Here is a 25188-nt window from a genome sequence, read left to right as displayed (position 1 = left end):
GTCGCCGAGCCGGACGTGATCAATCGGCACGGCCCTTGGGGTGGCGCGGGCGAACACCTCGGCCATGTGGACAGTGTTTGCGGGGGCTCAAGCCTGCGCTCTCGGCCGAACGGCTGATGTCGGGGGCGTGATCACGCTCAAGAATGAGACGGCAGCAGATGCTGCCCTGACCAGGCCAGACCTGCGCATAGCGCCGTCGCCGTCGCGTCGCGGTCGGCCACGCCCGGTGGTGCTTTCGGCGGACGCGGACGGGTCCCGCGCCCGGCCCGCCTCCGGCCCCGCGCCGATGGGCGCGCATGTCCTACCTCTTCGCGCCTGTCCCCAGCGCCGGCCAGGCCGAAGCACACGAACGGAGACGTTGCCCCCATGCAAGCTGCTGTCGAGCTGATCCGTGCCCCGGCGGATGACACCACCCCGCGTCGCAGGGATTCACGTCGCCGGATCCGAGCGTTCTTCCACCGACGTCGAGTCCCGCTGCTCGCCACCCTGACGATGCTTCCCCTCTACGTGGTGTGGGCGCTCTTCCGCGCCAACGGCGGCGGCGACCTGGCGGCCCAGGAGACGTGGGCACGCTTCGCCGCCGAGAACGGCGGCTCGGCGTACGGCCTGTTCTGGTACGGCGGGGCCCATACGGCGAACTACAGCGTGATCTCACCGTATTTGATGGGATTCTTCGGTGTGCGCACGGTCGCGGTCGCCTCCGGGCTGGTCGCCGGCTGGCTGGCCGCAGTCCTTCTGGTGCGGTCAGGAATCCGGTGCCCGCTGGCGTCGGCGCTGCTGGCCGCGTTCGGACTGTGGGTCAACGTCGCGGCGGGGCGGGTGACGTTCGCGCTCGGCGTCGCCTTCGCCCTCGCCGCCTGTGTGCTGCTGGTGGGGGAGCGCCGCGTGGTCCTCGCAGCGGGGTACGCGATGCTCGCGACGATGGGGAGTCCGGTGGCCGGGCTGTTCCTCATGGTGGCGGCCGCGGCCTACGGCCTGCTCGGAGACTGGAAGCGGGCCGCGGCGCTGGTGGTGCCGCCGATCGTGGTGGTAGGGGCGACCACGCTGCTGTTCCCGTTCCACGGCGAGGAGCCGATGTCGACGGGGCGGATCTGGTGGCCCGCTCTGCTGGGAGCCGCGGTGGCGGTCCTGGCGCCGCGCGGCTGGCGGGTGGTGCGGCGGGGCGGCGCTGTGTACGCGGCGGGTGTCGTGCTGACGTACCTGATCCCCTCGCCGATCGGGGCCAACGTGGAGCGGCTGGCGCTGCTGTTCGCGCCTGCGGTGCTGCTCGCCGCCCTGCTCTCGGTGGAGCGGCGCGCGTGGTACCGGAGCGGTGCGCTCGCGCTGGCGCTTGCCGCGTCCTTGACCTGGCTGGGGTCGGGCACCCCCACCTCCTTCCTGCGTGGGACGGGGGAGGTCCCGGGGTGGGCCGCCGATGCGCACGGTGTCGTACGGGCCCTGGGCCGGCTCGGCGCGAACGGTACCCGCGTAGAGGTCGTCCCGGCTGACGACCACCGCGAGGCCGCGCTGCTGGCCCCGTACGTCAACCTGGCGCGCGGCTTCAACACCCAACTGGACGTCGAACGCGGCCGCCTCTTCTACGACGGCACGTTCTCCGCGACGACATACCGGGCGTGGCTGGACCACTGGGCCGTCGGCTTCGTGGTGCTCCCGGACGCCGAACCCGACCGGTACGGCCTGGAAGAGGCTCGCCTGGTGCGCGGCCAGCCCGCGTGGCTGGAGCCGGTCTGGAGCGACACGCACTGGCACGTGTACCGGGTCCGTGATGCGGTGCCGCTGGTGTCGGCGCCCGCCACCGTCATCCGCACAACGAGCGCCGAACTCGACGTCCGGATACCGAAGCCCGGCTCGGTGACCGTCCGCGTCGCATACTCGCCCTGGCTGCGCGCCGACGGCGGCTGCCTGCGGCGGCAGGGCGACTTCACGCGGCTGACGGTCAGCAGGCCGGGCATGTACCGGCTCAGCTCCACGTACCTCTCTTCCGCGTCCTCATCGGATCCAGCCGGGTGCTGAGCCCGGTCCGGTGGACCGTCTCCCGGAGGCCGCTGCTCTCTGCCGCTGCCGATGCTGCCGGAGGGCTTCCCCGTCACTCTGGGGCCGACGCCGTGAGATGGCGTTCGGCCATCGACGGACCACGTCTGCTCAGGCCACCGACTGCGCTCTCGGCACCGAGGCCCTGCCGGTCGCCCCGCACTCGATTTCTACGTCGAGAACATCCAGGCCGAGCCCGGCTTCGGATTCCGGTCCCAGATCGACCCTGGCGGGGGCGAACCCGGTAGCCACCCCCGTAGGACCCCGGTAGAAGTACTGGCTGGTCCCTGGCCGACCCCGTCGCCATGCTTCGGGCATGCAGCACCTCGAGAGGGGAGCTGGCGCCGAATACGAGGAAAGTCCAAGGGCGCGGCATCGGGCTATGAGGTCCGGTTTGCGGTGATCTATCGGCTCAAGTTGGAGTCCTGGAAGCGTGGCGCGGGCACGGCCTTCCCCCGAAGCAACGGAGTTTTCTGCACCCCGTGATCCGAGGGGATGACCGTGCCTGCCGACGTGCCCGGATCCGATGCCCGCAGCCGTTGGACCTCGCGGCTGTGTAGCGCTGTGCAAGGAAAGGAAGAGCATGCGAAGAAGGAATGTGGCCGGGGCTGTGTGTGCCCGTTTGGTGGCCCCGCTCAGCCGTAGCCAGGCAGGCCCGGCTTTGCCGGTCGCCTCGGCCTACCCCGGCCCGGCCCGGTTGGGCGGCTCGCCGCGGCGGCGGCTCGCCGCAGGTCTCGGCGCTGGCCTGTCCGTCGTGGCCGCGGTCGGCGGGCTGACGTTCAGTGCCACTGCGCCGGCCCAGGCGGATGTGACCAACGGCCTGATGCTGGAGTACCGGCTGGACGAGTCCACCGGCAACGTGGCGGACGACTCCTCGGGCAACCACCGAGACGGCACCGTCAACGGCACCGTCAGCTGGGGCGGCCAGCAAGGCCTGGCCTTCAACGGCTCCAACACCTACGTCAAGATGCCCGACAACCTCATGGCCGGGCTGAGCTCGATCACCGTCGACTTCGACGTCTGGATCGACCCGACGATGGGCAAGCCGTACTTCCTGTACGGGCTGGGCAACACCAGCGGCACCGCCGGCAATGGCTACCTGTTCTCCACCGGCAACCAGTTCCGCACCGGCATCACGCTCAGCGACTTCCACGCCGAGCAGCAGACCCGGCCGGGAACCTCATACCAGTTGGCCCGCGGCATGTGGAAGCACGTGACGTATACCCAGACGGGTAATACCGGCATTCTGTACGAGAACGGTGTGGAGAAGGCCCGCAACGCGGGGATCACTATCACCCCCGGCGCGATCGGCGGTGGGACGACGACCGCCGGCTACATCGGACGGTCGCTGTACTCCACCGACCTGTACTTCAAGGGCCGGATGCGTGACTTCCGCCTCTACAACCGGGCCCTGGCCGCGAACGAGGTGGCCGAGGTGGCCAACCGGGGAGAAGTGCAGTGGCAGCAACTGCAGGCCCTCGCCGACAACAACGGCGCGCTGGCCATGTGGCAAGCGGACACAGGGATCGCCGGGGGGACTGGAGCGTATATGCGCTTCCCCGCGGACTTCCCTGCCGACAAGTTCTGTAACCACTGCCTCGTGCCCCCGACCGGGTGGAAGTCCGAGTACGGGGTGGTACCCACGCAGTGGCCTCAGCCGGACATCACGGACCGCAGCCAGTTCACCCTCCAGCAGATCAATGACATCGAGGACGCGATCGTCGCCAAGGTGCAGCCCACCTCGGACACGCTGGTCCGCGACACCACCTACCAGCTGGACTACTTCTACGACGGCAAGCGCGACCGGGTCGTAGCGCAGACCAATGCGCCCCCATCGGTCACCGATCCGCTCAAGGCGGCGTACCCCGACGAAGTGGTGACCGAGGCCCCGGCGAATACCGCCCCGGCGGACAAGTGCACTCCGCTGACCCGGACCGCGGGCGAGGTATCGACGCTCACCCCCACCCCGGCGGCGGGCCTGACCAACGACCGCACCGACCTGCAGTGGCAGCAACTGCAGGCCCTGCGCGACTACAACTGTGCGTTGGCAGCGTTCGACGACCCCACCATCGGGCCGGTCCTGATCTTCCCCTCGGACCACACCGACCTCACCGTGGCGAACCCCACGGGATGGACGTCCCCGTTCGGGGAGAAACCCACGGACTGGCCGGAGCCGACCACGGCGCGCAGCGCCCAGTTCACCCTCGACCAGATCAAAGACGTCCAGGCCGCGGTCATTCGGCAGCTGTCGCCTGAAGGCGTCTCCGCAGGTGTTCCGTCGTACAGCCTGTCGGTCTACTACGACGGCATGTCCGACCGGGTGGTGGTGGAGACCGACGCGTCGGCCACGGCCACGGATCCTCTGCTGGCCGCCTACCCCAACAAGATCACCATCAAGCCGTACACGCAGCCCACAGCCGCCCCTGAGGAAGCCGAAAAAGCCGAGGGCTAGGGCGAGTCACGCCCCACCGTGGCCGATGCCGACCAGGACTATCCGCGCCGCTCGGCAGCGCGGAAGCAAGCAAAGGATCAGCGATGAACATTCGCCTTTTCAGGACGGGCCGCCACACGCGTAAGAAGAAAATCGTCAGCCTTATGACTGCCGTCGCCATGCTCGCCGGAGCGCTCAGCGTGGTCCTCTTCACGACGGGTCAGACAGCCTCCGCCGCAGTCGAGGACTTCAGGCCAGCCAACTGGAACATGCAGGGTGCCCAAAACTCACAGGACAACAAGTGGCAGTCCGGTGTACGCAGCCTGATCAATTCCGGTCACGACGTGATCGCCCTGCAGGAAGCCGGCCAAGTGCCGAACACCGCAGGACGCTGGGACAGCCAGAACAACCAGATGTTGCCGGGACCGGCGCATGACTTCGGCACATGGTTTACCTCGTTGCGCAACGGTCAGGGCTGGACAGTGCAGCGGTACGACTGGCGACCTGGGGGAAGTCGCCTTGGGGTCTGGAATATCTACTTCATGCAAACCGACTTCGGCGCGAACCGGGTCAACCTCGCCATCGTCACCCGGAACAGGGCCGATAGGGTCAATGTCGCCCGCCCCGCCTTCACCAACGCCAACGGCCAAGCGACCTCTCGGCCCGCTTTGGGCGTCAGATTCGGCGACACGTATTTCTGGACCGTTCACACGCTGTCCGGGGGAGGAAACGACGCCCCCCGGCTGCTCGCAAACATCCAGTCCGCTTCCAGCACCTACCACTGGGCCGCCATGGGTGACTTCAACCGGCAGCCCGCGACCCTGCCCAGCCTCGGAGCGAACGTTCACATCTACAATACCGGCCAGCCCACCCACTACGGCGGGAACGGGAACAACAACGAACTCGACTACATGGTCTCCAGTGACGATATCGTTTCCTTCGTTCCCGGCACCACGGACCTCGGCTCCGACCACCGCGCTGTCTTCTACTACACGCTGCGCGCCAACGCAGACGTGCAATTCACCATGCCCAGCGACCATAACTCCACGTTCGCCGGCAACACTTCAGAAGACAACAAGGTGGCGGCCTGGGACGTGGATACAGATGGTTGGCCTGATGTGAGCTGGCATCTCAGCCAAGTTCCCGGCACCGGGGTGTACACCATCATGAACAACGACACCGGCGAGTGCATGGACGCCGAGGACTCAGTACTGAGGGATAAGTCCTGCAGCGGTAGCAGCTGGCAGAAGTTCTTCCTCGACAACGGGGGCAGCGGACTGCTCAACCTGCTTCCGTACAACAGACTTACCTGCGTTGGAGAGGGTACTCACGGTCAGGATCGGGAAACTTTCCTGTCGACTACGGTCAGTTGCAGCGACAGCAAGGGTCGGCTCAAGATCCGGTTCGACCACGACCCCGGAGCCGACGGGGTGCCCCTAGGCGTTGGCCATGTGCAGGTTCAGTCCACGTTCACGGTCGCGGCCGATGGCTCCGCCCAGTTCCAGACCGTGCAGGCCGCGATCAACGCCGTCCCCACGGACGGGAACCCGCACACCATCCTTATCAACAGGGGCACTTACCACGAGGTCATCAGCGTCCCGAAGACCCAGACCAACCTGACCATCAAGGGCGCCACGGGCAACGCCGAGGATGTCAACATCACCTATGGCAACGCCCACGGGACACTCAAGCCCGACGGCACCGAGTACGGCACCGAGGGCAGCGCCACGGCTAGCTTCAAGGCACCCAACCTGAGGGTCGAGAGTCTCACGATCACCAACTCCTTCGACCCCGCCGCCCACTCGGAGATCAGCCCGTACGAGACCCAGGCCGTCGCGCTGGCCGCCACGGGCGACCGGCAGGTGTACACCAACGTCCGGATCATCGGCCGCCAGGACACCGTACTCGCCAAGTCTCCCGCCGCCACCGACCAGACCCGGCAGTACTTCCGCAACGTCTACATCGCCGGCTCGATCGACTTCCTGTTCGGCAACGCCACCGCAGTGTTCGACCGGGCCAACATCGACCTGGCCGCCTGGCCCGGCGGCACGATCGTGGCACCGAACACCGACCAGGCCAAGAAGTACGGGATCCTCATCACCAACAGCAACATCGTCTCCAAGGCCGCGGCAAACACCTTCTACCTCGGCCGACCGTGGCACAACACCACAACCGCCCAGCCCCAGACGGTGATCCGTGACAGCTCGCTGCCCGCCGCGATCACGACCACGCAACCCTGGACCAACATGACCACCGACTACTCCTGGCAGTCCGCCCGATTCTTCGAGTACCACAACCTCGGCACCGGAGCCGGAGTGAACTCCAACCGGCCACAGCTGACCGACGCCCAGGCCGGGGACTACACCGCCAGCAAGTATCTGGCCGGCACCGACGGATGGAACCCGATCTGGTGACCGCAGCCGAGGTAACAGGCACACTGCCCACCGGCAGCGCCCCCGCCCTCGCGGCCCGGTAAACCACGGCGGGGCCGGGACGGTACGACCGTCCTGGCCCCGCCATCGGCTTGGAAGACATGCGGCGGGTCTGTCAAATGAACGGCTCTGCCAAGATTTTCGTAGCCGGTGATCGAATGCGTCGAGGGCCGTCTACATCTCTGTTCCGGGTGCAGAATGGGGGGTGTATGACGGCGAGTTGGAAGTCCTGCTACCGCAGCTGGCCGCGGTGCGGGCGAGGGAGTGCAGGCCGGCACGGAGCTGATCCGGATCTTGGCGCGGACCCGGGACGGCGTCTCGGTCACGTGTCCGGTCTGTGGTCTGTCCTCGGACTGGCTGCACAGCCGGTATGTCAACCCCCTTGTTGCGTAGAGACGTTGGCTATGCGGCCCGGCCTTCCTCATTGGCCCGGGCCCGTGCTTCCTGGATAATCCGTTCGAACTCGACGGGCGGTTTCCCCGTCGGCCGCGCTGTGACGGCGTCTCGTGTTGTAGAAGTCCGCGATCCACGTGGCGATTTTCAACCTCGCCTCGGCGCGGGTGGCGAAGACGTGCCGGTGGACGTACTCGACCTTGAGGACCGAGTGGAACGACTTCGCGGCGGCGTTGTCCAGGGCTGACCCGGCCCGCCCCATGGACTGCACCACACAGCGGACACCCGGGTCGCGGACATCGCGTAGCCAGGCACTATGCGGTGGGCGCCCGGGTGGCGGACCACCAGGAAGCGATCTGAGCGCGAGAGCCGAAGCCGAGTTTGTCCAGGATGTTCTTGACGTGCCAGTCGGCAGTACGCGGCGACAGCCCGAGCGTGGAAGCGATCTGCCGGTTGCTCAAGCCCTTGGCGACCCGTTCCGCCACTTCGCACTCCCGGCGGGTGAGCGGGCCTGTGGCGGCGGCCGATGTGGCCGACTCGTGAGCAGGGTCGAGGACGTACTCGATGGCCCGGCCGGGTTTGTTGTGGCGGCCGCCCTCCGCGAATGCCTGCACGTACGCCGCTAGGCCCACGGCATTGACGACCGCTTTCTCGCAGCGCGCATGGTGCTCGGCCATCTGCGGGCCGAACGCGGAGATGGAGGTGCCGGCGTCGCGCCACAGGGCACTGGCAGCGCCCAGCAGCCGGGCCGCCCGCGCGGGATCGCCGCCGGGAGCGGTGGCCCAGGCAAGCAGTTCCAGCATCTTCGCGACCATCGCGTAGTCGTTGAAGCCGCGCATGCTCTCCAGCGCGGACCGGGCCAGCGCCTTGGCCGCCTCCCGGTCGCCGCGGGCCCAGGCGCTGTAGCCGAGGGCCATCAGCACCTGCGCACGGCCCCACCGCTCCCCGCTCGCCTCGAAGGCGGCGATCACCTGCCTGCCGGTCTCCGCCGCGCGGGGGTCCCCGGCATAGGCCTGGACGCAGGCCAGCGCGAGCAGCCAGGAGGTTGCTTCACGCTCATCACCCAGCGCTGTCTGAGCGGCCCACGCCTCCTCGTACCGTGCGATGCCTTCCTCTGGTTGCCCCCGGTAATGCGCTGATACGCCGCGGAAGCCAACCACCTGGGCGCGCACCGCCGGGTCGCCCAACTGTTCGCCCAGTGCTTCGGCCTCGTCCAGCCAATGATTGGCTGCCGCCAGATCGCCCTGCGTCTGCGCTACCCAGACGGCGGCTAGGAGGGCCCGGGCACGTTGCGGTGTGGGGTCAGACGCCACCGCCAGCACCCGGTCGAACTGGCGACGCCCCTCGCTGAGGAATCCGCCGGCGCACCAGTGGAAGGCCAGCGCTGCCGCCAGCGCGAACCTGAACTGGGGACCGGCGCCGCAGTCCAGGGCCGCCAGCAGATTGGTGTACTCCACGCGCAGCCGGGCCAGGGCCTCAGCCTGGCCTGGACCGTACCAGCCCTCGTTGATGCGCTGGGCCAGAGCGAGGAAGAAGTCGCGGTGCCGCAGCAGGAGCTTTTCCTCCTCTCCGCAGGCGGCAAGCTGTTCCCGCCCGTATCGCCGGATGGCCTCCAGCAGTCGGTAGCGCGGCAGGCCCTCGGTTTCGGTGGTCAGGACGACCGACTGGCCGACCAACCGGTCGAGTAGGTCCAGCACCTCGTGCTCCGCGATACCGTCGCCCGCGCAGACGTCCTCGGCCGCGTCAAGATCGAACCCGCCGGTGAAGACCGACAGCCGGTTCCACAACAGCCGCTCGGTCGGGGCGCACAGCTCGTAGCTCCAGTCGATCGTCCCGCGGAGCGTGCGCTGGTGCGGCGGTCTGGTCCGGCCACCACCGGCGAGCAGTCTGAAGCGGTCCTCCAGCCGGTCCGCCACCTGCTCCACAGCGAGCGTGCGCAGCCGGGACGAGGCCAGCTCGATCGCCAGCGGCAGCCCGTCCAGATAAGCGCACAGCCGGGCGACCGCGGCCCGGTTCGCCTCGCTGATCTGGAACCCGGGCCGGACAGCCGCGGCCCGGTCCTGGAGAAGGTCGGCCGCATCCTCCGGGGTCAGCGGTGGGACGGTGAAGACGTGCTCGCCCGTGATGCCCAGCGTGTGGCGGCTCGTCGCCAGGATGTGCAGCTCGGGGGCTTCTGAAAGCAGTGCCTTCGCCAGCTCGGCGCAGGCGTCGGCCAGGTGCTCGCAGTTGTCGAGTACGATCAGCGCCCGCCGCTCGGCCAGATACCCCGCGAGCTGCTCCACGGCTGGCCGGGCACCCAGGTCCGGCACCCCCAGCGCAGCCGCGGCCACTCCTGCCACCGCTGTCGGCTCCCGCACCGGGGCCAGGTCCACTAGCCACACCCCATGCGGGAAGGCCTTCGCCGGAACGATAGCTGCCTCCAATGCGAGCCGGGTCTTGCCGACCCCGCCCGCCCCGGTGAGCGTCAGCAACCGCGCCGTCTGCAGCAGGCTCCTGATCTCGGCGGCCTCGGCCTGCCTGCCGACAAAGCTGGTGAACGCCGCGGGCAGGTTCCCTGGGCGCAGGGAATTGCCGATCATGGCCCTATCCTCCTACTTATGGGGAATCGTGCAGGAACGCTCACGACAACCGCCACTGGTCGTGCCGTCATCCGGCGCGCTCCTCTCCTGCGTTCGTTCGCATCGTGCCGCTTGTCCGTGTCAGGGGTCTCCTGCCCGATCGGGTTGAAAGCCGTCGCCGGAGCCAAAGGGACCTGCATGGGCAAGAAGAACGACGGCACGACCATCGACATCCCCGTGACCACCATCAAGGTCACGGACGAATCCATCACCTGGAAGTTCGAACGCTAAAAATGAGGCGCTTCGCATGGCGTCATCTCCGACGGTGACTGCAAGCCCTTCAACCGGGGTGCTCAGCGCTGCTGCGAGTGAGAGTGCGGGTGGAGCCCGGCGATCGTCTTCGGCAGCGAAGACGATCGCCGGGCTCTGTGAGGGTGCGTCGCTTCTCGTCCCCACGAGGCGGCGCACACCGGGGCCACGTCCGCTCATGGCCCGTCTGGGGAGAGGTGCGGGGGAGGGGCAGCCCCGGTCAAGGCCGAGGCCCAGTGAGCTTCCCCTGCCTCTCGTGCGTCGGCCTCCGCTATGCGGTAACCGTGGCCTTTTCCGACTGCTCCGGCTCTTCGGCTGAGGAGTGGCGGTGAAGTCCCTTGCGGTCGTAGAGGCGGGTGGTGCCGAAGCCGAAGAAGAGGGCGGCGGCGAGGGCGAGAGCGAGCATGATCCAGCCCCGGGTCAGGCCGGCGTCTCCCTGGGCGTCGTAGTAGAGGATGGAACGGACGCCGCCGGTGATCTGCCGCAGGGGCTCGAATTCACTGAGGAAGCGGTAGAAGCCGGGCAGCGCCTGCAGGGGCGTGGTGGCGCCGGCGGTGGGCACGGCCATGGCGATGAAGACCAGAGTGACCAGGAGCATGCCGGGGGTGCCGAAGACGGCGAGGAGGGTGAGGGCGCCGATGCCGCAGACGGCGATGGCACAGACCGAGTACAGCCACAGCAGGGGCAGATGAGATGCGTCCATACCCATGATGCCGACAGTACCGACCATGACCAGGGTGCCCATGACGAGAGACAGGCCGATCATGAGGGTGCTGCTGATGGCAAGGGTCTGCACGCGGGTGGCGCGGAGCAGGGGGCGGTACTTGCGGATCGGGCCCATGTCGTTGTGGGTGTAACCGAGGGCATGGTCGACCTGGCCACTGATGACATTGGCCGACAGCATGCCGCACACAACCAGGAGGAGGGCGTAGTAGAAGGCCGTCAGACCCATGCCGGCGTGGGAGTCGAGGGGATGGCCGTCCTCGATGTGCACGGCGACGGGGTCGGCCAGCAGCAGGCGCGCCGAGACGGGCAATTTCGCCTGCGCGGCCTGCGTCTGGGCGGTCAGCTGCTTGCCGACCTGGAGTGAGGCATTGGCGGCAGCAGCGGTGGTGGCCTGCCTGGCCAGGCCGGAGCCGAGGCTGCCTGCGGACTGGTTGGTCAGCACCGTCAGTGTCGGCCGGTCCGTGGCCGCGGCGGCGGCCGTGCTGGTCAGCTCGGTGACGGAGGAAGAGAAGCCGGCCGGGACGACAATCGCGCCGTAGAGCTTGCCCTTGCCGAGTTCCTCCTTCATCTCCTTCTCGTCCATCACCTTCCAGTCGAACTTGTCGCCGCTCACGGTCGACTTCTTGATCGATCCGGTGATCTGTGCGCCCAGATTGATCTGCTTGCCGCCCACGCTCGTGCCCTTGTCGGCATTGACCAGGCCGACGGGCATCTTGTGCAGATGGCCGGCCGGGTCGACGTTGGCGCCGACATAGAACACCGCGAACAGCAGCGCCAAGACGCCTGTGATGACGCCGTTGGCGATCCACAGGGGTTTCGCGCGCAGCACGCGGAAGGGATGAACACCGTTCATGATTACTCCGGTCCAAACAGCAACATCGGGACAAGGCCCGGACAGCGCCATTGCAGGCCGGAACCCCTACACCATTCACATGCAATCCCCGGCAACCATCGCCACCGGGATCAAGGACGACCGCTCAGCCACGGGCTGTCACCAGGTCCGAGCCCCGCAGGCCGACGGAAAGACCGTGCTTGACCGTCACCGGCGGGCGCGGCATCGCGGGGTCTCCCGTCTGTAGACGCAGAGCTCAAGAGCGCGCTTGGCCTCGGCGACAAGTCCTTTCCCCGCACCTTGGAAACCGAACGGTTTCGGGACTACGCTAAACCGATCGGTTTCTGACCGCAAGTCGGGCAGGCGGTAACGCCCCGAGGGGTTGCGGAACGGAGGTCGAAGGGGCGCCCTTTTCCCCTATGGGACACGGTGAGCCGTAGGTCGCCTGGGATTGTTGAACGATGCTACGATCCATCCCCTTGTTGCGCTCTGATGACAGCTCAGCGGAAGGACGCCCCTTGGCCAGCGGCGCAGAACACGAACTCCTCAGCTGGCGGACACGCCGCACGAGCCGAGAGACAGAGTCGTCGAGCGGCGCCCGGACGGGCTGACGCTGCTGGAGCGTAGGCGCCGGGTCGGAGTCATCGGGGCCAACTTCGAGGCGCGCCCCAATGTCACCCTCGACATCGCCTCCCAGTTCCTCAAATCGCGCAACGCGGGGGTGCTGCGCACAGGGTCGGCCGCGCTCGGCTCGTCCCGGGCTCTGATGGATGAGGTGATTGCGCCGGCCCTCCGCGGAGCCGGCCTGGAACCGGACGCCATCCAACTCGTGCACAGTGCCGACCGTTCGGCGGCCTATGCACTCGTCTCCCAGCCCGGCCTCGTCCCGCTGGTCATCCTGCGCGGAAGCGGTGACAGCACCCGGGACCTCGGCCGTGAAGCCGCGCGCCATGGTGTGCGCACCCTCGCCCATGCCGACGGCGGCGGCGTTTTGTACGTGGATTCGGCGTCTGACGAGAAAGCAGTGCATCGGCTGATCGCCGACAGCCTGGACCGCCTGGGCGTGTGCAACCGGCTCAATTTCCTGCTCATCGACCAGCCTGTGTACGAACAAAGACTGCCCGGCATCCTCGACGTTCTGGAGCGCTTGGGGATCACCGTCTCCATGCCGCTGCACGCGCATCCGCGTGGATACGAGTGGTCGCTGGACCCGGACCGCGCGGCAACCGTGACGGTGGACGTTGTGAACGGTCCGCTCCATGCCGCTCAGGTCGCGAACGAGGAAACGTCTGGGCTGGCCGCTGCCATCGCGACCCAAGATCCGGCCGCTACCGACCAGTTCATGGACGCCTATGCCGGCTCAGGGGTTTTCTGGAATTCCCCCACGCGTCTGCTCGACGGCTCCAAGCTGTTGCGCCTGCCCGAGACCGGTATCAATATCGACCGGGTTCCCGGCCCCCGCGGCCCGGTCACCTTCCGCGACCTGTATGTGCGGCAATACGTGGTCGTGCCCAGCGCAGCGCTTCCCGGCCGGTAGGTGTGGCGCCGTTGTGACGGGCGCCCGAGCCGGGGCGGAGTCACTCCATGGAGGGTGCCTCTGGGGCCGCCGCGCCGACCCGGCGGCCCCAGATGCGGTCAGGGGAGTGGTTACTGGCGCGGGAACGCGACCCGCGGCACCAGTGTCGACTGGGGTGTGCGGCCTGGCGTTGCCTGTGAGCGCGCATGTCCCCCTATGGCTCGCGTGAGGCCGCGTACGGCATGTCGATGAGCAGGGGAATGGTGGCGCTCACTGCCCGCAGGGCCTGGTCGTCGCGTGATGACAGGCCGATGACGAAGGCTCCCTGGATCAGGGCGAGCAGCGCATCTGCGAGTTCGTCGGCGGTGCGGTCATGGCGGACGTCGCCATGCTCCTGCCCTTGCTGGATGGCCGTGAGCAGGAGGCCGCGCCAATCGCGCAGGTCGCTCTCCAGCTGCGTTCGGAAGCTCTCGGATGTGGCGGACACCTCGGTGGAGAACTTCCCCGCCAGGCACGCACGCCGGTAGTCCGAGCCAATGAATTCCCGGACCATTTCGTCAAAATAGCCGGAAAGTTTCTCACTCGTGGTGAGGTCTGGTTTATCGGTGATCCAGGTCTGCAGCAAATTCAGTTGGTATTGCATGTAGCGGTTGAGTACCGCCTTGCCGAACGCCTCTTTGGAGCCGAAATGGTGATAGAAGGAGCCTTTCGGGACGCCCGAGGCGTCCAGGACGGCGTCCACCGTGGTGCCGTGGTAGCCGTGGGCGTAGAAGTGCTTCATGCCCTGCCTGAGCAGGCGCTCCTTGTGGGGGATGGGCTGCGTCGGTTGCGGGCTCACTGTGCGCTCCTGGTGGCTTCGGGGTGCTTCACCCCTTTCGGAAGGCTTAAGTATAGCTGCGTGCCCGTGCAGTGCGGGTGGGGCTTGAATTCATTTTGACGGTTCAGTCTAGGTCGCCGTTGACGGTTCAGTCTAGACGCCTTAGTCTAACGTTTGTCGGGGAGCCGCCCCGCCCCCAGTCGATGACGACTAGCCGGGAGATGTGCATGAGCCAGACGAAGTACGAGGCGATCGGCGACGTCGCCGTGGTGACCGTGGCCAATCCACCCGCCAACCTCTTCACCGCCGGTGTCATGGAAGGACTCTCCGCCTCCCTGCGGCGCGCACGGGACGAGGACAAGCGGGCCCTGGTGATACAGGCCGACGGCGCCGTCTTCTCCGGTGGCGCCGATGTGGCCCTCTTCAAGGGCACCTCTGCAGTCCAGGCGCGAGAGATATTCGAGGAGGGCACCGCGCTGATCGCCGCGATCGAGGATGCACCGTTCCCCGTGATCGCGGCCGTCCACGGGCTGTGCCTCGCGGCCGGCCTTGAACTCGCCCTCGCCTCCGACCTGATCATCGCCGCTGAGGGCACTCAGTTTGCCCAGGTGGAGGCGCTGATCGGAGCCACCACGTTTCTGGGCGGTGCCTACCGCCTGGCCGAGCGGTGCGGCTCGGCGCGTGCCCTGGAGATCACCTTCAGCGGTCAGCAGTACCCGGCCGACACGTTCGAGCGGTGGAACATCATCAACCGCGTCGTGCCCGCCGAGCAGCTGCGCGACGAGGCCCTCGCCTGGGCACAGCGGCTCGCCAAGGGACCAACCCGGGCACACGCCGTCACCAAACGCCTCGTGCAGTACGCGCTCACCCATGGCCCCCGTGAGGCGGACCGCTTCCTCCTGGACGGGGCCACCCCGCTGTTCGACACGCGCGACATGCAGCACGCCGTGGACCTGATGCTCACCCAGGGCTCGCGGAAGTTCCTGCAAAACCACGGCGACATCGTCTTCGAGGGCAAGTGATGACCGCCACCACGACGCCGAAAGAACCCCCGGAAGCCGAAGCACCCCCAGCAGACGCGCGCACCCTCCCCCAGGTCCTGGCCGAGCGGGCGGGCGACAAGGCACCGTATCCCGCCGTCTCCTGGCGGGCCGGGGACGGCAGCATCACCACACTGACCTGGGCCGAGTACCGCGAACTCGTCCTCGACACCGCCACCGGCTACCTGCACCTGGGAGTCGAAGCCGGCCAGACGGTCGCCATCCTCGCGAGCAACCGCGTCGAGCACCTCGTGGCAGACCTGGCCGCCTCCCACTGCGCGGCCGCCTCCGTCAGCCTGTACCCCACCCTGGCCACCGAGCAGCTGGACCACGTCGTGGCCGACGCCGAGCCACACGTCATCGTCGTGGAGGAGAGCGCCCGGGAGAAGATCGAACGAGTGCCGTGGGTGCGGGAGAACCGCCCCCACCTGATCACACTCCCTCCTCAGCAGAGCCACAAGGCCGAGCCCACGCCCCCCGCTGGACCGCCGACCACATGGACGCAACTCCTGGCCGCGGGCGCCGAGCACCGCACTCTCCTGGCAGAGGAGATCGAGCGTCGTATCGGCTCGATCCGCCCCGACGACCCCCTCACCTACATCTACACATCCGGCACCACGGGACTGTCCAAGGGCGTCATCCTCACCCACCGCAACCTGCTGTGGGACGCGGAAGCCCTCGAGCGCACCGGCTGCTTCGCCTACGACTACCGGGTCATCTCCTCCCTGCCCCTGGCCCACGTGGCCGAGCGGCTGTGGAGCATCTACATGCCCCTGCACCTGGGCGGACACGTCTGGTGCTGCCCGGACGCGCATGACCTGCTCGACAGCCTGCGGGCGCACCGGCCCAGCTTCTTCATGGCCGTCCCCCGCGTCTGGGAGAAGCTGCGCCAGGGAGCGGAGATGTTCCTGTCCCTGCCCATGCCGGAGAACAAGCGGGAGGCCCTCCAGGCAGACCGCGACACTCTGGCCCGGGAGTGGCTGCTGCTCCAGGACGACGCTCCCGTGCCGGCCGAACTGCGCACCGCGGCCCAGCTCGCCCGCGAGGGCGCGCTGCGCGACATCCGCGAGGCCTTCGGACTGGACCGGACGCTCGTGACCGGCGCCGGCGCAGCGCCCCTGCGGCGGGACGTCGCCGAGTTCTTCGCCTCGCTCGGCATCTACGTCGTGCAGGCCTACGGGCTCACCGAGACGAGCGGTGTGGCCTTGGCCGACCGCGGCGGCCAGGGCGCGGGAAGCGTGGGACTGCCCCTCCCCGGTGCGGAGGTGCGCATCGCACCGGACGGCGAGATCGAGCTCCGCTGCCCCGGCAACACCCCCGGCTACCGCAACCTCAAGGACGCCACGGCCGAGCTCTACACGGCCGACGGCTGGTTGCGCACCGGCGACGTCGGCCGGATCGACGCGGCCGGACGGTTGCACATCACCGATCGCAAGAAGGAGATCCTCGTCAGCTCCTCGGGGAAGAACATCGCCCCGACCGCGATCGAGTCCCTGCTGGCCGGCCGTCTCTTCCTTGACCAGGTCATGGTGGTGGGCGAAGGGCGGCCCTACCTTGTCGCCCTGCTCACCGTCGAACCGCAGGCCTTGAAGGCATACGCCGACACCCATGGCATCCCGGGCACCTCCACCGAGGCGCTGCTCGACCACCCGGCGATACGCGCCCAGGTACAGACGATCGTCGACCAGGCCAACGCCCTGCTGTCCCGGCCCGAACAGATCAAGCGCTTCGTACTGCTCCCGTCCCTGTGGGGCATCGAATCCGGCGAGCTCACCCCGACGCTGAAGATGCGCCGGGCGGCGATCAGCAAGCGTTACCGGGACCAGATCGAGGCGCTGTACCAGCAGGCCTGAACCTTCCCTTTCGCCTGCACCAATTCCCTTTGGCACCACCCTCTTTGGAGCACTACATGTTTCCCGACCTGTTTTCCGTCCAGGGCAAGACAGCTCTGGTCACCGGCGGCAGCCGTGGCATCGGCTACATGATCGCCGAAGGCCTGCTGCGGGCCGGTGCCCGCGTCTACATCTCCTCCCGCAAGGCCGACGCCTGCGCGGCGGCCGAGAAGGAGCTGTCGCAGTACGGCCAGGTCAAGGCGATCCCCGCCGACGTCAGCAGCGAGGAGCAGTGCCGCGCGCTGATCGAGGAGATCAGCGCCCTGGAGTCCGGGCGGCTGCACATCCTGGTCAACAACGCCGGCGCCACCTGGGGCGCGGCCTTCGACGACTTCCCGGACAAGGCCTGGGACCGGGTGCTGGGCCTGAACGTCAAGGCGCCGTTCAACCTGACGCGGCTGGCCCGTCCGCTCCTGGAAGCGGCGTCCGCCCCCGACGACCCGGCGCGCGTCATCAACATCGGCTCGATCGACGGCATGGTCGTACCCGGGTTCGGGAACTTCTCCTACTCCGCGTCCAAGGCCGCCATCCACCACCTGACCCGCCACCTGGCGGCCGAGCTGTCCCCGGCCATCCTCGTCAACGCCATCGCGCCCGGCCCCTTCCCGTCCAAGATGATGGAGGGACCGCTGAAGGAGCTGGGCGACCAGCTGGTCGAGGCGAGCCCGGTCGGCCGCATCGGCCGCACCGAAGATGTCGCGGCCGCCGCGGTGTACCTGTCCTCGCGCGCCACGAACTACATGACCGGCGCGGTCATCCCGCTCGACGGCGGCCTGAGCACCACCCTCGGCATCAACCTCGGGGGCGAGTGACCATGGCCGACTACAAGGCTCCCGTAGCGGAGTACGACTTCCTGCTGCGCCGCGTCATCGACGCCCAGCACGTCCTGGACGTCACCACCGGCGGCGAGGTCGCCCTGGACGACGTACGCGAAATCCTCGGCCACGCCGGAGTGTTGGCCTCCGAGGTGCTCGACCCTCTCAACGCGGTCGGCGACCGGGCCGGTAACACCCTGACGGACGGCAAGGTCACCACGGCACCCGGATTCACCGACGCCTACAAGGCGTTCACCGAGGGCGGCTGGGCCGCTATCGGCCTGCCCCGCGAGGCAGGCGGCGACGGCATGCCGGGCGTGGTGACCAGCGCCGTCAACGAGGTGTGGGGAGCGGCGAACATGGCGTTCTCGCTCGGCCCCGGACTGTCCGTCGGCGCGGCCTACGCGATCTACACGGCCGCGAGCGACCGGCTCAAGAAGGTGTATCTGCCGCCGCTGGTATCGGGCCGGTGGACGGGCACGATGAACCTCACCGAGCCCCAGTCCGGCACCGACCTGGGAGGCATCCGCACCACCGCGCGGCCGCGCCCGGACGGCAGCTGGGCGGTCAGGGGCCAGAAGATCTTCATCACCTGGGGTGACCACGACCTCACCGAGAACATCGTTCACCTGGTCCTGGCCCGCACCGAGGGCGCACCCGAGGGCCTTGGCGGCCTCTCGCTGTTCGTGGTGCCGAAGTTCCTGCCGAACGCGGACGGCACGCCGGGGGAGCGGAACGCGGTCCACACCGTCTCCCTGGAACACAAGCTCGGTATCCACGCCAGCCCCACCTGCGTCCTCGACTTCGACGAGGCCACCGGCTGGCTGGTCGGGGACCGGCACCGCGGCCTGGAAGCGATGTTCGTGATGATGAACGTCGCCCGGGTCGGCGTCGCCACCCAAGGCCTGGGCGTGTCCGACCGTGCCTACCAGCGCGCCGTGGCCTACGCCGCCGAGCGCATCCAGGGCAAGGTGGCCGGCCACCCGGCCGGGACCCCGATCGCCGAACACCCGGACGTACGACGGCTGCTGCTGTCCATGCGCAGCACGATCACCGCGATGCGCGCCCTGCAACTCCAGGTGACGGCCTGGCTCGACCTCGCCCGGGCCGAGCGCTCGGCACAGGCGTTCCAGCTCGCCGACTTCTTCGTCCCCATCCTCAAGGGCTGGCTCACGGAGAACTCCGTGCAGATCACCTCCGACGCCGTCCAGGTCCACGGCGGCATGGGCTTCATCGAGGAGACCGGCGCCGCCCAACACCTGCGCGACGTACGGATCCTGCCCATCTACGAGGGCACCACCGCCATCCAGGCTAACGACCTCACCCGCCGCAAACTGGCCCGCGACGGTGGCGCCACCGCAGAAGCGGCCTACGCCCTGGTCGAGACGTCCCTCGAACCGCTGCGCCGCCACGACCACCCGGTCGCCCAGCGCACCGCCGACCGCCTCGACACCGCGATCGCCTCCTCCCGCGAGGCGACAGCCGCCCTGGTACGCCAGTCGAAGGACAACCCGCGCGACATGCTCGCCGGCGGCGTTCCCTACCTCCAGCAGTGGGGACTGCTCGCCGGCGGCTGGATGCACGCCCGCATCCTCACCGCCGCCCTCGAATCCCCGCAGGACCCGGACACCGCGCGCCGCATCCTGGACGCCGACTTCTACGGCGCCCATTCCCTCAGCCGCATCCCCTCGCTGACCGAAGCCATCCAAGCCGGAGAGATCGTATGAGCACCAAGCTGTCCGTGGACGTGTACACCAGCCCCCTGCAGAAGCTCCCCGATGCCGTCGGCGGTTGGTTCTCGCCCACCACGTCGACGCTCCTGTACGGGCCGACCGAGGCGGTCCTGGTGGACGCCCAGTACATAGAGAGCGACGTGGCCGAGCTGGCCCGCCGCATCGAAGCATCCGGCCGCACCTTGACCACCATCTTCATCACCCACGCCCATGCCGACCACTACTTCGGCCTGGAGTGGCTGCTGGCTCGCTTCCCGCAGGCCAAGGCGGTTGCCCTGCCATCCGTCGTCGCCGAGATCACGGCCACCAACGACGCGCAGCGCAAACAGTGGCGGGCATGGTTCGAGGGCAAGGCCCTGGACAACACCGCCATCCCCGACCCCCTCGACGGCGACACCATCCTTCTCGACGGCGAGGAGCTGAAGGCGATCGAGGTCGGCCAGGCCGACGTGGCCCCGGCCACCATCCTCTGGGTGCCCTCGATCCGCGCAGTCGTGGCCGGAGACGCCATCTACAACGGGGTCAACCCCTTCCTGGCCGCCTCCGGCCCCGACGAGTGGCCGAAGTGGATCGAGAGCGTCGACAAGATCGCGGCTCTGGAGCCGGAGATCGTGGTCGCCGGACACAAGCGCCCGGAGGCGCGCGACGACGACCTGACGGCCACCGTCGAGTACACCCGTGACTACATCCAGGCCTTCATCGAGGAGCTGGCGGCCAGCAGCGACTCCCGGGACCTGGTGGCCCGGGTGCAGGCCCGTTTCCCCGACAACCTCAACCCCAGCGCGCTCGTGCTCTCGGCCGTGACCGCGTGGAAGCGAAAGAAGGCGAACCATGGCTGAGGCAGTCATCGTCTCCACCGCCCGTTCCCCCATCGGGCGGGCCAACAAGGGCTCCCTCGTCGAGATGAGGCCCGACCACCTGGCCGTCCAGATGCTGCAGGCGGCGCTGGCGAAGGTGCCCGAGCTGGACCCGAACACCATCGACGACCTCATGCTCGGCTGCGGCCAGCCCGCCGGTGAGGCCGGCAACAACCTGGCCCGGGTCGTCGCCGTCCTGGCCGGCCTCGACTCCGTGCCCGGCACGACCGTCAACCGATACTGCTCCTCCAGTCTGCAGACCACCCGTATGGCCTTCCACGCCATCAAGGCGGGCGAGGGCCACGCGTTCATATCGGCCGGTGTGGAGACTTGCAGCCGGTTCCTCAACGGCTACGCCGACGGCTGGCCGGACGTCGACGTGCGCAGCCCGGAGTTCACCGACGCCCTCGCCCGCACCGAGGCACGCTCGGGAGCCGGCGTCGATACCTGGCACGACCCCCGCGAAGGCGGCAGCCTGCCCGACGTCTACATCCAGATGGGCCAGACCGCGGAGAACGTCGCCCAGCTCAAAGGCATCAGCCGCCAGGAGCAGGACGAGTTCGCGGTCCGCTCCCAGAACCTTGCCGAGAAAGGGATCGCCAACGGCTTCTGGGAGCGGGACATCACGCCCGTCACCCTCCCGAACGGCGAGGTCGTCACCAACGACGACGGGCCGCGCCCCGGCACCACGTACGAGAAGGTCGCCGGCCTGAGGCCGGTCTTCCGCCCCGACGGCACAGTCACCGCGGGCAACGCCTGCCCGCTCAACGACGGTGCCGCGGCCCTCGTCATCATGTCCGACACCAAGGCCGCGGAGCTGGGCCTGACTCCGCTGGCCCGCATCGTCGCCACCGGCGTCACCGGCCTGTCCCCGGAGATCATGGGCCTGGGCCCGGTCGAGGCCTCCCGCCGGGCCCTGGCGAACGCCGGCCTGACGATGGACGACATCGACCTGGTCGAGATCAACGAGGCCTTCGCCGCCCAGGTCATCCCCTCCGCGCGGGAGCTGGGCATCGACTTCGACAAGTTGAACGTCAACGGCGGCGCCATCGCGGTCGGCCACCCCTTCGGCATGACGGGCGCCCGCATCACCAGCACCCTCATCAACTCCCTCCAGTTCCACGACAAGCAGTTCGGCCTGGAAACCATGTGCGTCGGCGGCGGTCAGGGCATGGCCCTGATCATCGAGCGGCTGAGCTGAAACGGAGCACCCCCGAACCATGACTGCTTCAACTCCCCGCACCGCCATCGTCACCGGGGCCGCCCGCGGTATTGGTGCCGCCGTCGCCGAGCGGCTGGCCGCGGACGGCCTGGCCGTCGCCGTGCTCGACCTCGACGAGGACGCCTGCAAGCAGGTCGTCGCCCGCATCGAGGCCGCCGGAGGCAGGGCGCTCGCCGTCGGCGCCGACGTCTCCGACGAACAGGCTGTGGAGCGCGCCGTCGCCCGGGTCGCCGGCGAACTGGGCGCCCCCACCGTGGCGGTCAACAACGCCGGCGTGCTGCGCGACAACCTGCTGTTCAAGATGAGTGTCTCGGACTGGGACACCGTCATGAACGTGCACCTGCGCGGATCGTTCCTGATCAGCCGCGCCGCTCAGAAGTACATGACCGAAGCCGGCTGGGGCCGTATCGTCAACCTCTCCAGCGACTCCGCGCTCGGCAACCGCGGCCAGGCCAACTACTCCGCCGCCAAGGCCGGTCTGCAGGGCTTCACCAAGACCCTCGCCATCGAACTCGGCAAGTTCGGCATCACGGTCAACGCCATCGCCCCCGGGTTCATCGCCACCGACATGACGGCAGCGACCGCCCAGCGTGTCGGCATGACCTTCGACGCCCTCAAAGAGTTCGCCGCGGAGCAGATCCCCGTGCGACGCGTGGGCGATCCCACCGATGTCGCCGCCGCGGTGTCGTTCTTCGTCCGTGAGGACGCATCTTTCGTCAGCGGCCAGGTCCTGTACGTCGCCGGCGGCCCCAAGGCCTGAAGGAGGCACCCACCCATGGCACCCGTGAAGACCTACCAGGGACTCGACGAGATCGAGAAGGCCGTCGGCACCCTGCTCGGCCACAGCGAATGGCACACCATCACCCAGGACGACATCGACCGCTTCGCCGACGTCACCGGCGACCACCAGTGGATCCACATCGACCCCGAGAAGGCCGCCAAGGGCCCCTACGGCACCACGATCGCCCACGGCTACCTGGTGCTGTCCCTCGTGCCCATGCTCATGTCCGAGGTCACGAAGACTGAGGGCCTGACCGCCGCGATCAACTACGGCAGCAACAAGGTGCGTTACCCCGCCCCCACCCCGGTCGACTCCCAGGTGCGCGGTGCGGTGGAACTGCTGGAACTCAGCCGCCGCCCGCAGGGAGCCCAGGCCGTCTTCCGCGTCACCGTCGAACGCCAGGGCGGAGACAAACCGGTCTGCGTCGCCGAGGTCGTCTCCGTCCTGTTCGAGTGACCCGCACCCGCACCTGAGAGAAAGGAAAGGTCCTCCATGACGAGCGACACCTCCTACAAGACACTCAACGTGCGACGCGAAGGAACGGTGCTGGTCATCGGCCTCAACCGGCCGCACAAGCGCAACGCCTTCGACACCACCATGCTGCGCGAGCTGGCCACGGCCTACGGAGTCCTCGACACGGACGACTCGCTGCGCGCCGGCGTCCTGTACGGGGAGGGCAAGCAGTTCACCTCCGGCCTCGACCTGGCCAGCGTCGGCCCCGAGCTGCAGAAGGGCACCAACCTCGTCCCCGAGGGCGGCATCAACCCCTGGCAGGTGCAGGGACGCCAGCTGTCCAAGCCACTGGTGGCCGCGATCAACGGCTCCTGTCTGACACTGGGGATCGAGCTCATGCTGGCCGCCGACATCGCGGTCGCCGAAGAGTCGGCCACCTTCGCCCAACTGGAGGTCAGCCGCGGCATCTTCCCCTTCGGCGGCGCCACGCTGCGCTTCCCGAAGGCCGCGGGCTGGGGCAACGCGATGCGCTGGATGCTCACGGCGGAACAGTTCGACGCCGCCGAGGCGCTGCGCATCGGCATCGTGCAGGAAGTCGTGCCGGACGGCACCCACGTGGAACGGGCCATCGCCATCGCCCAGCTGATCGCCCGCCAGGCGCCCCTGGGCGTACGGGCCACCCTGGGCAACGCCCGGCTCGCCCAGCGGGAGAGCGAGGAGGCAGCGGAGGCGAAGCTGGTGCCTACCGTCCTCAAGCTGTTCGCCAGCGAGGACGCCCGCATCGGCATCGAATCCTTCCTCAACCGCACGACGGCCGAGTTCGTCGGCCGCTGAGCCCGGCGGGCGGGCGCGCCATCCCCCACGCGCCCGCCCGCCGGATCCCCTTGGCGGAGCTCTCCGGCGAAGCACGTCAGACGGCCCTGGACACCGTCGAAAAGCCGCCCTGACCTGACCCCTGGTCACCGTAGGCACCGGCAACTTCTATACCAGCGGCCCGAGTTGGGCTTCTGGCAGTCCGGCCAGAAGCGGTCCGACCCTGTTCGGCAGAGGCCTTCTACGGCGAAGTATCGGGGCAAGACATCAGCGCCGAGGTGCGCCGACGGCTGCGCGAGGCCGCTACGGAGAGCAGGCAACAAGTCGTCGCCGAATCCCGCCGCTCGTGAAAACACACTCCAGCGTCAGCCGTAGGACGGCTGTGCCGTCGGTGCCGGTAGAGCAAGCCCGGTCACGGCGTCTGCGAGGCCGGCGACAGGGTCGCCCGGCTTCTGCCGGTCGCGCCGCCAGGCGGCCACGGTCGTCAGTTCCAAGTGGGTACCGTCGATGGGCAGGCAGAGCACCTGTTCATCTTCGAAGATTCGCTTGACGACGCCGGTTTCGTCGAGGGCGATGATGGTGAAGGCGTGGCCGGTGGAGACGACATGGGGGAGGCCGATGGTGCTCTCGACGGTCACGCGCCGGTGCACTCCGGCGTCGTGCATGAGGGCATCGAAGTGTTTCAGCAGTGTCGGGGAGTCGTCCCTTCCGTACATGGCGAAGGCCAGCGGGGCCAACTCCTCCAGACGGACAGATACGCGTCCGTCGAATCCGGCTCCCGCCGCCACGACGATTCCAAGGGGACGGCGGCTGACCGGGTGTGTGCTCAAGCCCGGATCCACGACGGGGCCACTCACCAGAGCCATGTCCAGCTCTCCGGCGAGCAGCGCGTTCAACAGGTAGCGGGCGGCCCCGGGACGGATATCGATCTCCATGCCCGGGACCGCGGTATGCATGGTGTCCAGAACCCTGGTGCGGATCGCAGCGGGTATCTCACCGCCGATGCCCAGCGTGGCGGTGCTGGACGGACCGCGTACCGCCGAGGCCAGCGCGGAGTGGATGGCGTCGAAGCGGGCGACGACGTCGCGGGCCAGCGGAAGCAGGGCCTCACCGGCCGGAGTGAGGGCCGTGGTGCGGCGGTCGCGCAGGAACAGTTGCTGCCCGAGTGCCTTCTCCAGGTCCTGTATGCGACGGCTCAGTGGCGAGCTTGACATGCTCAGACGCTGTGCCGCGCGCGTGAAGTTGAGTTCCTCGGCCACGGCGATGAAGTAACGCAGGTGCCACATGTCCACCCGCGCACCGTACCGCTCCTGCGGTGGTGCGTCCGCTGCGGTCGCAGTCACGTCCGCGGATCGGACGTGGACCCGTGCCGGGTCTGGCCCTAGCGTGAAAAGCGACGTCAAACGGCTGCGACGAGCACGCGGCCCACAGCCGTCGTACCGAAGGATGCCGGGACAAAGCGCGCTCCGTGCACACCACCCGCCCATTCGTTCTCTTCGCCCATGCACGGCACCCACATGCCGTGCGGAAAGGGGCA

Annotated in this window: 18 protein-coding genes; 13 read left to right on the top strand and 5 right to left on the bottom strand. The window is 68.4% G+C overall.

The annotated features are described in order from the left end of the window. Positions 1 to 366: 366 nt before the first annotated feature. The 3 genes from B5557_RS00460 to B5557_RS00450 all read left to right on the top strand — a co-directional run bounded on the left by B5557_RS00460 (position 367) and on the right by B5557_RS00450 (position 6876). Positions 367 to 2013 carry a glycosyltransferase family 87 protein gene (locus B5557_RS00460; protein ID WP_079657243.1) on the top strand — a complete coding sequence of 549 codons (1647 nt, stop codon included), beginning with the start codon at positions 367 to 369 and terminating at the stop codon, positions 2011 to 2013. 679 nt (positions 2014 to 2692) lie between these two features. Further along, complete coding sequence (locus B5557_RS00455) at positions 2693 to 4483, top strand: LamG domain-containing protein (RefSeq protein WP_231976179.1); 1791 nt, start codon at positions 2693 to 2695, stop codon at positions 4481 to 4483. A gap of 83 nt (positions 4484 to 4566) precedes the next feature. Continuing rightward, positions 4567 to 6876 carry a pectinesterase family protein gene (locus B5557_RS00450; RefSeq protein ID WP_079657241.1) on the top strand — a complete coding sequence of 770 codons (2310 nt, stop codon included), beginning with the start codon at positions 4567 to 4569 and terminating at the stop codon, positions 6874 to 6876. Between the two features lie 439 nt (positions 6877 to 7315). Here B5557_RS00450 and B5557_RS00445 read toward each other — a convergent pair whose 3' ends face one another. The 3 genes from B5557_RS00445 to B5557_RS00435 form a co-directional block, all read right to left on the bottom strand. Further along, complete coding sequence (locus tag B5557_RS00445; RefSeq protein WP_159424286.1) at positions 7316 to 7549, bottom strand: integrase core domain-containing protein; 234 nt, start codon at positions 7547 to 7549, stop codon at positions 7316 to 7318. A 52-nt stretch (positions 7550 to 7601) separates the two neighbouring features. Further along, positions 7602 to 9866, bottom strand: a complete 2265-nt coding sequence (locus B5557_RS00440) for an ATP-binding protein (RefSeq protein ID WP_079657240.1) — start codon at positions 9864 to 9866, stop codon at positions 7602 to 7604. 559 nt (positions 9867 to 10425) lie between these two features. Continuing rightward, positions 10426 to 11733, bottom strand: a complete 1308-nt coding sequence (locus B5557_RS00435; protein WP_079657239.1) for a DUF3533 domain-containing protein — start codon at positions 11731 to 11733, stop codon at positions 10426 to 10428. 745 nt (positions 11734 to 12478) lie between these two features. Here B5557_RS00435 and B5557_RS00430 point away from each other — a divergent pair. Further along, on the top strand, positions 12479 to 13249 hold the full coding sequence (locus B5557_RS00430) for an aldehyde dehydrogenase family protein (protein ID WP_231976178.1): 771 nt from the start codon (positions 12479 to 12481) through the stop codon (positions 13247 to 13249). A gap of 193 nt (positions 13250 to 13442) precedes the next feature. Here the strand turns inward: B5557_RS00430 and B5557_RS00425 are convergent, their stop codons facing one another. Further along, positions 13443 to 14066 carry a TetR/AcrR family transcriptional regulator gene (locus B5557_RS00425; RefSeq protein ID WP_231976177.1) on the bottom strand — a complete coding sequence of 208 codons (624 nt, stop codon included), beginning with the start codon at positions 14064 to 14066 and terminating at the stop codon, positions 13443 to 13445. Positions 14067 to 14272: 206 nt separating this feature from the next. Here B5557_RS00425 and B5557_RS00420 point away from each other — a divergent pair, with 206 nt between their 5' ends. From B5557_RS00420 to B5557_RS00380, 9 genes are read left to right on the top strand one after another with little or no spacing between them, the layout of a single operon-like run. Beyond that, the gene (locus B5557_RS00420) at positions 14273 to 15067 is read left to right on the top strand and encodes an enoyl-CoA hydratase/isomerase family protein (RefSeq protein ID WP_079657238.1); all 795 of its coding nucleotides are present in this window, start codon (positions 14273 to 14275) and stop codon (positions 15065 to 15067) included. Next, positions 15067 to 16938: an AMP-dependent synthetase/ligase gene (locus B5557_RS00415; protein ID WP_079657237.1), complete on the top strand. Its 1872-nt coding sequence runs from the start codon at positions 15067 to 15069 to the stop codon at positions 16936 to 16938. The genes B5557_RS00420 and B5557_RS00415 overlap by 1 nt, the downstream gene beginning before the upstream one ends. Before the next feature lie 56 nt (positions 16939 to 16994). Then, the gene (locus B5557_RS00410) at positions 16995 to 17789 is read left to right on the top strand and encodes an SDR family oxidoreductase (protein WP_079657236.1); all 795 of its coding nucleotides are present in this window, start codon (positions 16995 to 16997) and stop codon (positions 17787 to 17789) included. 2 nt (positions 17790 to 17791) lie between these two features. Next, positions 17792 to 19519 carry an acyl-CoA dehydrogenase gene (locus tag B5557_RS00405; RefSeq protein ID WP_079657235.1) on the top strand — a complete coding sequence of 576 codons (1728 nt, stop codon included), beginning with the start codon at positions 17792 to 17794 and terminating at the stop codon, positions 19517 to 19519. Then, on the top strand, positions 19516 to 20364 hold the full coding sequence (locus tag B5557_RS00400; protein ID WP_079657234.1) for an MBL fold metallo-hydrolase: 849 nt from the start codon (positions 19516 to 19518) through the stop codon (positions 20362 to 20364). The genes B5557_RS00405 and B5557_RS00400 overlap by 4 nt, the downstream gene beginning before the upstream one ends. Next, the gene (locus B5557_RS00395) at positions 20357 to 21583 is read left to right on the top strand and encodes an acetyl-CoA C-acetyltransferase (protein ID WP_079657233.1); all 1227 of its coding nucleotides are present in this window, start codon (positions 20357 to 20359) and stop codon (positions 21581 to 21583) included. The genes B5557_RS00400 and B5557_RS00395 overlap by 8 nt, the downstream gene beginning before the upstream one ends. Before the next feature lie 19 nt (positions 21584 to 21602). Then, positions 21603 to 22364: a 3-oxoacyl-ACP reductase FabG gene (gene fabG, locus B5557_RS00390; RefSeq protein ID WP_079657232.1), complete on the top strand. Its 762-nt coding sequence runs from the start codon at positions 21603 to 21605 to the stop codon at positions 22362 to 22364. Positions 22365 to 22379: 15 nt separating this feature from the next. Continuing rightward, a complete protein-coding gene (locus B5557_RS00385) occupies positions 22380 to 22841 on the top strand; it encodes a MaoC family dehydratase (protein ID WP_197697275.1) in 462 nt (153 codons plus the stop codon). Between the two features lie 36 nt (positions 22842 to 22877). Further along, the gene (locus B5557_RS00380; protein ID WP_079657231.1) at positions 22878 to 23672 is read left to right on the top strand and encodes a crotonase/enoyl-CoA hydratase family protein; all 795 of its coding nucleotides are present in this window, start codon (positions 22878 to 22880) and stop codon (positions 23670 to 23672) included. 344 nt (positions 23673 to 24016) lie between these two features. Here B5557_RS00380 and B5557_RS00375 read toward each other — a convergent pair whose 3' ends face one another. Next, entirely contained in the window at positions 24017 to 24994 is a 978-nt protein-coding gene (locus B5557_RS00375; protein ID WP_159424285.1) for a LysR family transcriptional regulator, read from the bottom strand. Positions 24995 to 25188 lie beyond the last annotated feature (194 nt).

Origin of the sequence: Streptomyces sp. 3214.6, assembly GCF_900129855.1 — a bacterium.
Taxonomy (GTDB): Bacteria; Actinomycetota; Actinomycetes; order Streptomycetales; family Streptomycetaceae; genus Streptomyces; species Streptomyces soliscabiei.
This window is presented reverse-complemented; position numbering and strand designations above follow the sequence as displayed.

Excerpts from the sequence above, each read along its gene's own strand:
- B5557_RS00460 (WP_079657243.1), top strand. The coding sequence starts at position 367 with ATGCAAGCTGCTGTCGAGCTGATCCGTGCCCCGGCGGATGACACCACC.
- B5557_RS00450 (WP_079657241.1), top strand. The coding sequence starts at position 4,567 with ATGAACATTCGCCTTTTCAGGACGGGCCGCCACACGCGTAAGAAGAAA.
- B5557_RS00445 (WP_159424286.1), bottom strand. The coding sequence starts at position 7,549 with ATGGGGCGGGCCGGGTCAGCCCTGGACAACGCCGCCGCGAAGTCGTTC.
- B5557_RS00440 (WP_079657240.1), bottom strand. The coding sequence starts at position 9,866 with ATGATCGGCAATTCCCTGCGCCCAGGGAACCTGCCCGCGGCGTTCACC.
- B5557_RS00435 (WP_079657239.1), bottom strand. The coding sequence starts at position 11,733 with ATGAACGGTGTTCATCCCTTCCGCGTGCTGCGCGCGAAACCCCTGTGG.
- B5557_RS00430 (WP_231976178.1), top strand. The coding sequence starts at position 12,479 with ATGGATGAGGTGATTGCGCCGGCCCTCCGCGGAGCCGGCCTGGAACCG.
- B5557_RS00420 (WP_079657238.1), top strand. The coding sequence starts at position 14,273 with ATGAGCCAGACGAAGTACGAGGCGATCGGCGACGTCGCCGTGGTGACC.
- B5557_RS00415 (WP_079657237.1), top strand. The coding sequence starts at position 15,067 with ATGACCGCCACCACGACGCCGAAAGAACCCCCGGAAGCCGAAGCACCC.
- B5557_RS00410 (WP_079657236.1), top strand. The coding sequence starts at position 16,995 with ATGTTTCCCGACCTGTTTTCCGTCCAGGGCAAGACAGCTCTGGTCACC.
- B5557_RS00405 (WP_079657235.1), top strand. The coding sequence starts at position 17,792 with ATGGCCGACTACAAGGCTCCCGTAGCGGAGTACGACTTCCTGCTGCGC.
- B5557_RS00400 (WP_079657234.1), top strand. The coding sequence starts at position 19,516 with ATGAGCACCAAGCTGTCCGTGGACGTGTACACCAGCCCCCTGCAGAAG.
- B5557_RS00395 (WP_079657233.1), top strand. The coding sequence starts at position 20,357 with ATGGCTGAGGCAGTCATCGTCTCCACCGCCCGTTCCCCCATCGGGCGG.
- fabG (WP_079657232.1), top strand. The coding sequence starts at position 21,603 with ATGACTGCTTCAACTCCCCGCACCGCCATCGTCACCGGGGCCGCCCGC.
- B5557_RS00385 (WP_197697275.1), top strand. The coding sequence starts at position 22,380 with ATGGCACCCGTGAAGACCTACCAGGGACTCGACGAGATCGAGAAGGCC.
- B5557_RS00380 (WP_079657231.1), top strand. The coding sequence starts at position 22,878 with ATGACGAGCGACACCTCCTACAAGACACTCAACGTGCGACGCGAAGGA.